This is a genomic window from Cupriavidus sp. SK-4, assembly GCF_000611125.1.
GTDB lineage: Bacteria > Pseudomonadota > Gammaproteobacteria > Burkholderiales > Burkholderiaceae > Cupriavidus > Cupriavidus necator.
Genome location: NZ_JFJW01000176.1, coordinates 58331 through 68447, shown reverse-complemented (window position 1 = coordinate 68447; position 10117 = coordinate 58331). Strand labels below are relative to the sequence as shown.

Sequence of the window (10117 nt, the reverse complement as noted above, 5' to 3'; positions counted from 1 at the left end):
ACCGAGGCGACAACTACCTTGACGCGCGCCGCTTCTCAATCAAAGCGGTATCGACGGTAGCCTCGCAAACTGCTGCGATCTCCGGTGGAATGATCGTGCCACGCGGCACGTACAGATGACGCTGCTTCAATTCCTTCAGTCGTGGGCATAGATCGAACCCCAGTAGCCGGGCCAACGCCATGGCAAAGTCGGTGTAGCCGTGGGTGTCCACCGCCAACTGGCTGGTCTCGATGGATTCTTGGCGCACGACACCCTCAATGGCGACCCCTGCCTGGCGCTCATTGAGCACAAAAGGCTGCGCGTAGAAGATCCCCCATCGGTCACGCACATGGGAGTAGATGCCAATCGAGGACGTGTTGCGTCTTGGATCCTGTCGGGCCTGCCACACCCGTTGGGTGGTTTCCATGCTCATCATGTCGGACGACGCCAGGTCCGTGCGACCCCATGTCGCTGCAATGGGGTGAATCGCCCCGGGATTCGTGGAGGCCCGTTGGTTTAAGTCAGACCTCCACCGTGGTGGCCTGACTGGCGAGTTGCCTGTAGTAGTTTGCCTCAGCCTCCGCCGGCGGGATGTAGCCGATCGGTTCGAGCAGGCGGTGGTGGTTGAACCAGGACACCCATTCGAGCGTGGCCAGCTCCACGGACTCCTTTGTTTTCCAGGGCGTCCGACGATGAATCAATTCGGCCTTGTAGAGGCCGTTGATCGTCTCGGCCAGCGCGTTGTCATACGAGTCGCCCTTGCTGCCCACGGACGGCTCAATGCCGGCTTCTGCCAGCCGCTCGGTGTAGCGAATGCTGACGTATTGCGAGCCCCTGTCGGAGTGGCACACCAGGCTGCCATCGCGTTCGGGTTGCCGCGCGTACAGCGCCTGCTCCAGGGCGTCCAGCACGAAGTCAGTTCGCATCGAGCTGCTCACCCGCCAGCCGACGATGCGACGGGCGAACACGTCGATGACGAACGCCACGTAGAGCCAGCCCTGCCATGTCGACACGTAGGTGAAGTCGCTGACCCACAGCTGGTTCGGCCGCTCGGCCCGGAACTGCCGGTTGACCCGATCCAGCGGGCAAGGCGCCTTGCTGTCGCTGACGGTCGTCTTCACCACCTTGCCGCGCAGCACGCCGCGCAGTCCCAAGCGCCGCATCAGCCGCTCCACCGTGCAGCGGGCCACGTCGGTCCCCTCTCGTGCGAGCTGCCTCCAGACTTTGTCGGCGCCGTAGACCTGCATGTTGGCGTTCCAGACGCGCTCGATCTGCGGCACCAAGGCCTCGTCACGGTGAGCCCGGGCACATCGCTTGTGCGGCTCGCGCAGCAGCGCCGCATGGCGCCAGTATCCCGACGGGGCGATCTGCAGTGCCTTGCAGATCGGCTCGACTCCGTGGGTGGCGCGATGCTGGTCCACGAAGTCGTTCAGGACTTCAGTCGGCGGTCGAGCTCCGCCTGGGCGAAAAACGCGCTGGCCAGCTTCAGGATCTCGTTGGCCCGACGCAGCTCTTTGACCTCGCGTTCCAGGCCCTTGACCCGCTGCGCCTCGGACGTCGTGACGCCCTCTCGCACCCCGGAATCGACCTCCACCCGCTTGACCCATTCCAGCAGCGTCTGCGGGACGCATCCGATCTTCGGCGCGATCGATTCGACTGCTGCCCACAACGACGGGTACTCCCCTCGGTGCTCCTGCACCATCCTCACCGCGCGCTCACGCACCTCCGGTGAGAACTTGTTCGACTTCTTCATGGCTCAATCCTCTCAGAGATTTGAGCCTCCTCAAAACCCGGGGCGATTCAGGGGTGCCGTTGCATGAACTCCAGCACCGCGTGGCAGGCTTGACTCAAGCGACGCTCGTCCCCGGCCCAACGCATGGCCTGACGGATGCTGGTGGCAGACAACTGCGGAATCATACGGGCGCATTCGGCCGCCGTCAGACTGGTGCCGTGGGCCATGATGCCGGCGTAGACCATCAGCAGCTCTTCTGTCGAACGTGGCTCGCGGCCAAGCATGATCCAGCTGAAACGTACCTGAGCGTCAACGGCCAGGATCACTTCTGGGAGTTGCACCTCACCGATCCTCAGGTCAAGTTTGGCCCTCAACTTAATCACCTCTGGATCTTCATCCTCTGCCGGCAATACTGAAAGGTGGAGTTCTTCGTCCACGCGCAGCACACCGCTGCGCGCGGCGACGGCCACTGCCTCCACGCCGGCGCGTACCTTGGCCAGCAACGGCTTCAAAAGTGTGGATGCATTGGCTGGCAGTGACAGTCGGGCATAGTGCCGTTTGGCTTCTTCCTGCCAGCGCGCATCAGTGAAGAACAGGCGTGCGCGGCCACGAAAGCTCAGGCTGTGCTCAATCCACACCGAACCGTTGCGCACGGCACGTCGCAATGAAAACAGGGTGGCCACCTCCAAGGCCCGAAACGCGCGCTCCCGGTCGGCACCCGCAATCGCGCCGCTCCAGACCGAACCCAAGCGAGGGGCGCTGACATCAGCAGGTAGTTCGCGAAGTTTGCCCGCGTACAGTTTCGTCAATTGGGCCAAGGCTGTGGTCACCGGGTGCTCGCTATTGGCCTGCCAGGGCAGCTTGGTGATTTCGGCCAGCAAAGAGCGCACGGGACGTATGGCGTCAAACAAACGCTCACGCACCACCGAGGCCCGGCTGGGTGGTTTGCCTTGCTGGCTGGCACTGAGCAGGGCAACAATTCGAGCCCGCAACTCCGCGTCTTGAAGTTCACCCTGGGCGACCAAACCAGCCAGCTCTGCCAGCAATGTCTTGTACAGGTCAGCCCAATTGACCGTCTCCGTGACACCTGCTGCGACCGTGCGCCAAAGATCGGCAACGCGCCGCTGAACCATCAAGATAGCTTGGTCTGTGCTGGTAAACAGGCAGTGCCGTAAAAAGCAGCCAACCTCCACTGTGCGAGCGGGTTCTTTGATCCTGGCCCCCACCGAGGGAGGCCTTGAAGCCAGGCGGCGTGCATAGCGCCGCACAATGAGACCGGACAGGTCGTCCAGGTGTTTGTGGACATTCAGGGCGTACAGCAGTTCGATTCGCTCGAACACCTCGCCAATTTGTTTGGTTGAGTGTTTGGCCGGTGCCGACCACAACCAGCTCTGCTGGGTGTGGCGCGACAATCTGGATGAGAGACGCGCGACAATCAGGATGAGAATGTCGCGGTGGGATTGATGATGCCGATGTTGATTGACGCTGGCAAGCGTTTATTGATTGACGCTGGCGAGCGTGTACCGCGCGTCAATCAGGATGAGAACAGTTTATCAGTCGTTGAGGACAACTGCGTAACACGTGACGATGTATTTGGACACGTGCTTTACGCTGTTGCGTTTGATCTCGATGAGCATTGTGGAATGTCGCTGGCATCCAATGCAGCCACGCTGTCGCCGCGCAGAGCCTGCAGCGTAACGCGTTACGCTGCAGGCATTCTGTGCCGCGCGACAATCAGGATGAGAATGCTGCGGCAAGGTTGATGATGCCGATGTTGATTGACGCCGGCGAGCGGTGCCTGCCTGCCGCGCGTCAGTCGGTGAGGTCGATTGCGTAACGCGTGACTATGGCCTTAAGCACACGCCTTACGCTGTTGCGTTTGCTCTCAATGAGCCTTGTCGGAGTGTCGCTGGCATCCAATGCCGCCAACCCGTCGCCGAGCAGAGCCAGCAACGTAACGCGTGACGCGCAGGCTTCCTCACCAGTGGCGTCAATAATGGCCCGTTTGCGGCGTAAGCGGTATGCGCGTTGCCGTTGTGCGGCAGTGCGTGCGATGGGCTTCGTCGTCGAGTTATCGGATGTATCGTCACGCGTTACGAGCTGCAGATGTGCGTTGTGCTTCATTGCTGATCCTCCGGGCGCGGCGGCATGCCGACGTTGTTTGGTGTCGCGATACTGGCCGGGCGTCCCGGTCCCTGCTGCTTGCGCTCCAGGGCGGTACGCCTACGGTAGCTTTCGACGTTCAGTTCAAAGATCGTCGAGTGATGGACCAGCCGGTCGACGGCGGCTACCGTCATGGCCCGGTCGGGGAAGATACGGTCCCAATCGCCAAATGGTTGATTTGCAGTTAGCAAAAGAGAACGGTGCTCATACCGGGCGCTGATGAGCTCGAACAGCACCGACGTCTCGGCCTGATCCTTGCTGACGTATGCAAAGTCGTCCAAAATAAGGAGATCGAATCGATCCAGCCGGTTGATGGCGGACTCCAGCGACAGCTCGCGGCGTGCGACCTGCAACCGCTGCACGAGGTCGGTGGTACGGGCGAACAGGACCTTCCAGCCGTTCTCCAGCAGGCTCAGTCCAATGGCCGACGACAAGTGCGACTTGCCGCCTCCGGACGGCCCCAGAAGAATCAGGTTGGCGCCGTTGCGCAGCCAGCCGTCGCCAGCGCAAAGCGCCGAGACGTGCGCTCTCGACACCATCGGCACCGCGTCGAAATCGAAGTTCTCCAGCGTCTTGCCCGGCAGCAGCCTGGCGTCCCTGAGATGACGTTCGATGCGGCGTCGATCGCGCTCGGCGATCTCGTGTTCGGCCAGCGCCATGAGCAGGCGCGCCGCGGGCCAGCCTTCCGTGTCGGAACGCTCGGCAAAGCTCGACCAGATCTGCTTGATGGCGGGCAGCCGCAAATCGTTGAGCAGCAGCGACAGGCGGGTGGCGTCGAATTCGTGATTCATGCTGCCACCTCCATTTGCAGGCCAAGCAGGGCCTCGTAGTCGCGCAACGAAGGCAGCTGGACGTTCACCTGCGGCAGGCTCGCGGGTTTCGCTTCGAAACGGGAACTCAGCGCGTGCAGATCGGGCAGTTGCCCGTCGGCCAGGCACTGCTCGAGTGCCTGCGCCAGTTGTGCCTCGCAGTTGCGCTCGTGGGCCAGGCTGAGCAGTTCAACCATGGTCTTGCATGCCGCACGCTCCGGCAGTTGCTCGCACAGGCGTTCGAAGGTCAATCGATAGGCCTCACGCGGAAAGACCTGATCGCGGTAGACCAGGTTGAGCAGCGCCATGGGCTTGCGGCGCAGCGCGTGGATGATGTGCCGGTAGTTGACGACGTGGCCGTGCTTGCCACTGGGACCCGGACGGCCGCGCTGCAGCGTCATCAGGGCGGTGCTGCCCAGGAACAGTTCCAGCCGGTCGTCATACAGCCGCACGCGCAGTCGATGACCGATCAGCCGGGACGGGACGGTATAGAACACCTTGCGCAGGACAAAGCCGCCGGTGGAGCTGACGTACACACGCGTTTGCTCGTAGTCCGTCGTGCGCTGCGGCGGCAGTGGCTGAAGCTGCGGGCGCTCGGCCTCAATGCGCTTGCCATTGCGCGCGTTGATGCGACAGACGTGCTCGTCGATGAAGCGGCGATAGGTATCGAGGTCGTCGAAGTCGTTACTGCCGCGCAGTAGCAACGCATCACGCACCGCGTTCTTGAGGTGGCCGTGAGGGCTCTCGATGGAGCCGTTCTCATGGGCAACGCCGCGGTTGTTGCGCGTAGGCTGCATTCCGTAGTGAGCACAGAGCGCTTCGTAACGCGTGGTGAGATCGTCGCGCGCTTCGCGTTCGAGATTGCGGAACGCCGCCGACAGGCTGTCGCTGCGGTGCTCGCGCGGTGCGCCACCGAGCACCCACAACGCGTTCTGCAGCCCTTCGGCCAGCGCGACATAGCTCTCGCCGCCGAGGATGACGTGAGCGTGCTCAAAGCCCGAGCAGGCCAGCCGGAAATGATACAGACGGTGATCCAGCGCAACACCCGCCACGGTGACGCCCAGGCTGTCCATCTCAGTGAAGTCGGACAATCCGAGGCGACCGGGCTCGTGCACCTGACGGAACATGACGTCACGCTCCTCGCCATGGAGTGCACGCCAGTCGCGAATACGCCGCTCGAGCGTGCGACGCACGTTGCCCGGGAGATCCGGATGGCGCCGAAGCATCTCGTCCAGTACGGCCACGGGCCGGATGCCGGGAGCGGACTGGAGCAGCGGGACGATCTCGGCGTCAAAGATTGCTGCCAGGGGATCGGCGCGGCGGCGCCCGCGCGGCGCCTTCTTCTGCGACGGAGGTCTTGGGTCCTGTTCGATGCGATAGGCAGTGGCGGCGCTGAACCCGGCGCGTGCGCCTGCCTTGGTCGGTTGTTCCTTGTTTCTGTACTTCATGTAGAGCCTCATCTGGTGGTCGTTGACGTGACGCCCGGGCACCGTAGCCTCCCGTGAAATGGAAGGCTCCTTCATACCCGATCCACCGCGACCACCGACAAGGCTCCCCGACGACGGGGGGACTGTTCGGCGCGGCGTGGCGGCAGCGGTTCCGGGCTACGCCCTCCACCGCTGCCGCCACGCCAGTTCTCATCCTGATTGACGCGCTGTTCTCATCTTGATTGACGCGCGATACAACACCTACTATCTCGCCCGCATGCTGCGCTCCACCAACCCGCAGGAACGCGCCGTGGCCGAACGCGTGGGTGTGGTCTTCCCCAACCAGTCCAGCTGGGGCACCCACGTGAACGTGGCCGGCGGTGCGGTGGCCCGCCATGCCAAGAACCCGGCCAATGCCGTGAAGTTCCTGGAATACCTGGCCAGCCCGGCCGCGCAGGAGCATTTCGCCAACGGCAACAACGAGTGGCCCGTGGCCAAGGACGTGAAGCTCAGCAACCCGGCCCTGCAGGCCATGACCGGCGGCAGCTTCAAGAGCGAGACCATCCCGATCAGCGCCGTCGGCATGAACCAGATCAAGGTGCAGCAGATGCTGGACCGTGTCGGCTTCAAGTGAGCTGAAACACCCGCGACAACCCGGCCCGGCGCCCTGCCCGGCCGGGTTTTTTATTTCATGCTGTGATCAGCACCGAATTTGGCTGATCTACGCTGAGGCCCGCCACAGCGAGTTTTCCTAGGGATCAAGTGGATTCACCATACCCCGGTGCTTTCCACAACCCGATCCGGTTTCCATCCGCTTGGCTCCCAGCCGACACCTGGAAACTGGCTCATTCCTCCTAGGAGTCAGCATGGCCAAAATCAAACTCACCAAGTCCGCTATAGACGCGGCACAACCCCAGGCGCAGCCCGTCGAACTGCGCGATACCCTGGTGCCCGGCTTCATGTGTAAGGTTACACCTGCAGGCCGCAAGGTGTTCATGCTCCAGTACCGGACCAATGCCGGGGAGCGGCGCAAGCCCGCCATCGGCCTGTACGGAGAGCTGACCGTCGAGCAGGCCCGCTCGCTGGCGCAGACCTGGCTGGCCGAGGTCCGCCGGGGCGGCGACCCCGGCGGCGACAAGGCTGAGGCGCGCAAGGCACCGACCGTCAAGGAACTGTGCGGACGCTTCATGTCGGACTACTCCAAGGTTCGCAACAAGCCGAGCACGCAGAAAGGCTACCAGGGCAACATCGACCGCAACATCATCCCTATTCTGGGCCGCATGAAGGTCCAGGACGTCAAGCGCCCGGACGTTGCGACGATGATGAAGAAGCTGGAGTCCACGCCGATGGAGGCCAACCACACGCTCGCCGTCATGCGAAAAATGTTCAACATGGCCGAAATCTGGGGCTTGCGGACGGATGGCACGAACCCGTGCCGGCACATCCCCCAATACCCTCAAGGCAAGACCACCCGGCTCATCACCGACGAGGAAATGGGCAAGTTGTTCAGGCATCTGGACAAGGTGGAGGCCGAAAGCAGCGAACCACCCATCGTCACGCTGGCCATCCGCTTGCAGTTCGAGTTCGCGGCGCGCCGCTCCGAAATCCTGTTGCTGGAGTGGACCTGGGTCGATCTGGAGAACCGGCGCGTGGCCTGGCCTGACAGCAAGACCGGCGGCATGTCCAAACCGATGAGCGAGGAAGCGCACCGCCTGCTCTCGACGGTGCCCAGGCACGAAGGCTCACTCTATGTGCTGCCGTCGCTGCGCGATCCGCTCAAGCACATGACGAACGGGGAGCATTACAACGGCTGGAGCCGCATCCTGAAGGCTGCTGGTGTGCAGCACGTCGGCACACATGGTATCCGGCACCGTTCGGCCACCGACATCGCCAATTCGGGCATCCCGGTCAAGGTCGGCATGGTGCTGACCGCGCACAAGACGGTGGCGATGTTCATGCGCTACATCCACACCGAGGATGCGCCGGTGCGTCAGGCGGCCGAACTGGTGGCGAACCGGCGCAAGACGGTGGTGGCGGGCACGATTGCCACACCAGTCGATGTATCTTGACAGTCATTCGTTTATAGACGAAAATGGCAGCATACGAGATTGAGCATTACCTGACTCTCGGTGAGCAGAAGGACTTCTACATCGAATGGCTGAAGCGGTTACGCGACGGTCAAGCCAAGGTTGCGGTGGCACGGCGCGTCATTCGCATCGAGCAAGGCAACTTTGGCGATCACAAGTTCTGTCGCAAGGGCGTGTGGGAGTTGCGCATCGATGCGGGGCCGGGCTACCGGGTGTACTACGCCTTGTCGGGCCGGCGTGTGGTGTTGTTGCTGTGCGGCGGCGACAAGAAGACTCAGGACGCGGACATCGCTCGGGCGGTGGATTACTGGCAAGACTGGCAACGGAGAACAGATGATGAGAAGTAGACCCCATGACGATGCGATGGCCGAGTTGTACCGAAACGACCCCGCGTTCGCGCTGGAAGTGGTCAACGGCATTCTGGAAGATGGCGACCAGGCCGAACTGCTGATCGTGCTGCGTCAAATGGCCGAGGCCTTCGGCGGCGTTCAGGCGGTGGCCGAACAGGCGCACCTGAATCCGACGCAGCTTTATCGCACGCTCTCCCCGAAGGGCAATCCGGCACTTAACAGCTTGCGGGCAATCCTCAAGGCGATGGGTCTGCGGCTGGCGGTGCAGCCGTTGGCTGCACCCGCCGTGCCAGCGCATGCCACCTGAATGTGGCATTGATGTCGGTCTGCGACAACTGACGGCCACGGAGACGATAACGCCTGGTGGTGGCTTCGGATCAGTCCCTGGGTTGCGCACCTAGCCAGCGCTCCATGACGAAAATAACCACCGTGTGTGATGCATGGACTGCCAGCCGGGCCTCAGACGCCACGATCTGCGGCGGCTCAATGCCGCGTCCATGAAACGACCACGCTCGCGCGTTGCTAAGCACATTCAAACGCCTGGCTCACTGATGACGCCGAAATCACGTGTAATTCGAGGTCCCCTGGAGTTCGATCCTGGCCGGCATCGAACTGATGCATATGATTCGCAAAGGCCAGTTCATGCTGAAGCGTGAAGGCATGTCGTTTGCCGACCAGTTCTACGCATTCGCAGGACACTTCCGTCTGACGTAAGAAGTCGCTGGCGCAACCCGGTACCACTTTGCCTTGCACCCGCTAACGCGATACAACCGCACCGGACGCCCGGACCGGGCGGCGGTCACTGAACGGTCAAAACTGCTTGCGAAGCGACAGGAAAGTCAACACCGGATCCAGTTTGACATCGGCACGAACCGGCGCGCCACCGGCAGTCCCCGTGGCCTTGACTTTCAAAAACAGCTTCTGAACCGAGAAGCCGATGCTGTAGCCATCCGACAGGGGCCAGTCCGCGCCGATCGTTAGTGCCGTACCGAGCCCATCGTCAACCTTGAGGTTCTGCACGGCGCCATCTTTGGTGCTGAAAACCCTCAGATAGGTCAGACCGCCGCCGAAAAACGGTCGGATCGGCCCCAGCATGCCTGGCGAATACGTCATTGTCAAAATGGCCGGGCCACCTTTGACACTGCCCAATTTTCCCAACGGGCTCAAGGTTCCAGCGCCGCCTAAATCGGTTTCCACCGGCGAACCGACATCCAGCCGGGCCGTCCAGTTGGGCGTTACGGCGTATCCGATTTCCACGCCCAGCACGGTGTCGCTGCCCACCGTCACCGCGCCACCCGGCACCGGGTTGCCAGCGAACGAGACATCCGCCGAGGGGTGGAACTTCAGGTGGACGGCTCCGACGCCAATGGACCATGGCGACGGGGAGTTGGTGAAGGCTTGTGCATGGACGCCGGCCGACAGAGTCGCTACGGCAAAACAGGTCAGCGTGGAAGCGATAATTTTCATGATTTTGTCTCCTTATATTTTTAAAAAACGAACTTCAATTGTCCAAAATGGACGCTTTTGTCTCTTCTGAATCCCGCCGCTTCATTTCGGCCTGATGCGTACC

10 protein-coding genes, 3 pseudogenes and 1 other annotated feature are annotated in these 10117 nt (G+C 62.2%); of the genes and pseudogenes, 5 read left to right on the top strand and 8 right to left on the bottom strand.

Annotated features, from left to right (window positions below; genetic code table 11):
* Positions 1 to 37: 37 nt before the first annotated feature.
* From CF68_RS33605 to CF68_RS33590, 3 genes and pseudogenes are all read right to left on the bottom strand, one after another.
* Positions 38 to 463, bottom strand: a pseudogene (locus tag CF68_RS33605) (Tn3 family transposase); the annotation flags it as partial.
* Between the two features lie 37 nt (positions 464 to 500).
* A protein-coding gene (locus CF68_RS33600) for an IS3 family transposase (protein WP_152548598.1) occupies positions 501 to 1732 on the bottom strand; the annotation gives its coding sequence in 2 pieces (ribosomal slippage) (positions 501 to 1444 and positions 1444 to 1732; 1233 coding nt in all).
* Positions 1338 to 1454, bottom strand: a sequence feature (AL1L pseudoknot). (Overlaps the previous gene by 117 nt.)
* A 50-nt stretch (positions 1733 to 1782) precedes the next feature.
* A pseudogene (locus tag CF68_RS33590) lies at positions 1783 to 3111 on the bottom strand (Tn3 family transposase); the annotation flags it as partial.
* A 54-nt stretch (positions 3112 to 3165) separates the two neighbouring features.
* On the opposite strand from CF68_RS33590, the gene CF68_RS37375 reads away from it, so the two are divergent.
* On the top strand, positions 3166 to 3474 hold the full coding sequence (locus CF68_RS37375) for a hypothetical protein (RefSeq protein WP_161786889.1): 309 nt from the start codon (positions 3166 to 3168) through the stop codon (positions 3472 to 3474).
* A 49-nt stretch (positions 3475 to 3523) separates the two neighbouring features.
* Here the strand turns inward: CF68_RS37375 and CF68_RS33585 are convergent, their stop codons facing one another.
* The 3 genes from CF68_RS33585 to istA are packed head-to-tail and all read right to left on the bottom strand — an operon-like array spanning position 3524 to position 6143.
* Complete coding sequence (locus tag CF68_RS33585; protein ID WP_035827530.1) at positions 3524 to 3835, bottom strand: hypothetical protein; 312 nt, start codon at positions 3833 to 3835, stop codon at positions 3524 to 3526.
* Entirely contained in the window at positions 3832 to 4665 is an 834-nt protein-coding gene (istB, locus tag CF68_RS33580) for an IS21-like element helper ATPase IstB (RefSeq protein WP_035827528.1), read from the bottom strand. Before istB ends, CF68_RS33585 begins: the two co-directional genes overlap by 4 nt.
* Positions 4662 to 6143 (bottom strand): IS21 family transposase, encoded by a 1482-nt coding sequence (istA, locus tag CF68_RS33575; RefSeq protein ID WP_035827526.1) that lies wholly within the window; start codon positions 6141 to 6143, stop codon positions 4662 to 4664. The genes istB and istA overlap by 4 nt, the downstream gene beginning before the upstream one ends.
* A gap of 223 nt (positions 6144 to 6366) precedes the next feature.
* Here istA and CF68_RS33570 point away from each other — a divergent pair.
* The 4 genes and pseudogenes from CF68_RS33570 to CF68_RS33555 all read left to right on the top strand — a co-directional run.
* Positions 6367 to 6744, top strand: a pseudogene (locus CF68_RS33570) (Fe(3+) ABC transporter substrate-binding protein); the annotation flags it as partial.
* A 232-nt stretch (positions 6745 to 6976) separates the two neighbouring features.
* Entirely contained in the window at positions 6977 to 8179 is a 1203-nt protein-coding gene (locus CF68_RS33565) for a site-specific integrase (protein WP_011494289.1), read from the top strand.
* 23 nt (positions 8180 to 8202) lie between these two features.
* Positions 8203 to 8544: a type II toxin-antitoxin system RelE/ParE family toxin gene (locus CF68_RS33560; RefSeq protein ID WP_011494290.1), complete on the top strand. Its 342-nt coding sequence runs from the start codon at positions 8203 to 8205 to the stop codon at positions 8542 to 8544.
* Positions 8534 to 8854: a DNA-binding protein gene (locus CF68_RS33555; protein WP_011494291.1), complete on the top strand. Its 321-nt coding sequence runs from the start codon at positions 8534 to 8536 to the stop codon at positions 8852 to 8854. Before CF68_RS33560 ends, CF68_RS33555 begins: the two co-directional genes overlap by 11 nt.
* Positions 8855 to 8924: 70 nt before the next feature.
* On the opposite strand, the gene CF68_RS39280 is transcribed toward CF68_RS33555, so the two are convergent.
* Positions 8925 to 9077 carry a hypothetical protein gene (locus tag CF68_RS39280; protein WP_196812977.1) on the bottom strand — a complete coding sequence of 51 codons (153 nt, stop codon included), beginning with the start codon at positions 9075 to 9077 and terminating at the stop codon, positions 8925 to 8927.
* A gap of 280 nt (positions 9078 to 9357) precedes the next feature.
* Entirely contained in the window at positions 9358 to 10014 is a 657-nt protein-coding gene (locus CF68_RS33550) for an OmpW family protein (RefSeq protein WP_035827523.1), read from the bottom strand.
* Positions 10015 to 10117: the final 103 nt, after the last annotated feature.

Excerpts from the sequence above, each read along its gene's own strand:
- CF68_RS33585 (WP_035827530.1), bottom strand. The coding sequence starts at position 3,835 with ATGAAGCACAACGCACATCTGCAGCTCGTAACGCGTGACGATACATCC.
- istB (WP_035827528.1), bottom strand. The coding sequence starts at position 4,665 with ATGAATCACGAATTCGACGCCACCCGCCTGTCGCTGCTGCTCAACGAT.
- istA (WP_035827526.1), bottom strand. The coding sequence starts at position 6,143 with ATGAGGCTCTACATGAAGTACAGAAACAAGGAACAACCGACCAAGGCA.
- CF68_RS33565 (WP_011494289.1), top strand. The coding sequence starts at position 6,977 with ATGGCCAAAATCAAACTCACCAAGTCCGCTATAGACGCGGCACAACCC.
- CF68_RS33560 (WP_011494290.1), top strand. The coding sequence starts at position 8,203 with ATGGCAGCATACGAGATTGAGCATTACCTGACTCTCGGTGAGCAGAAG.
- CF68_RS33555 (WP_011494291.1), top strand. The coding sequence starts at position 8,534 with ATGAGAAGTAGACCCCATGACGATGCGATGGCCGAGTTGTACCGAAAC.
- CF68_RS33550 (WP_035827523.1), bottom strand. The coding sequence starts at position 10,014 with ATGAAAATTATCGCTTCCACGCTGACCTGTTTTGCCGTAGCGACTCTG.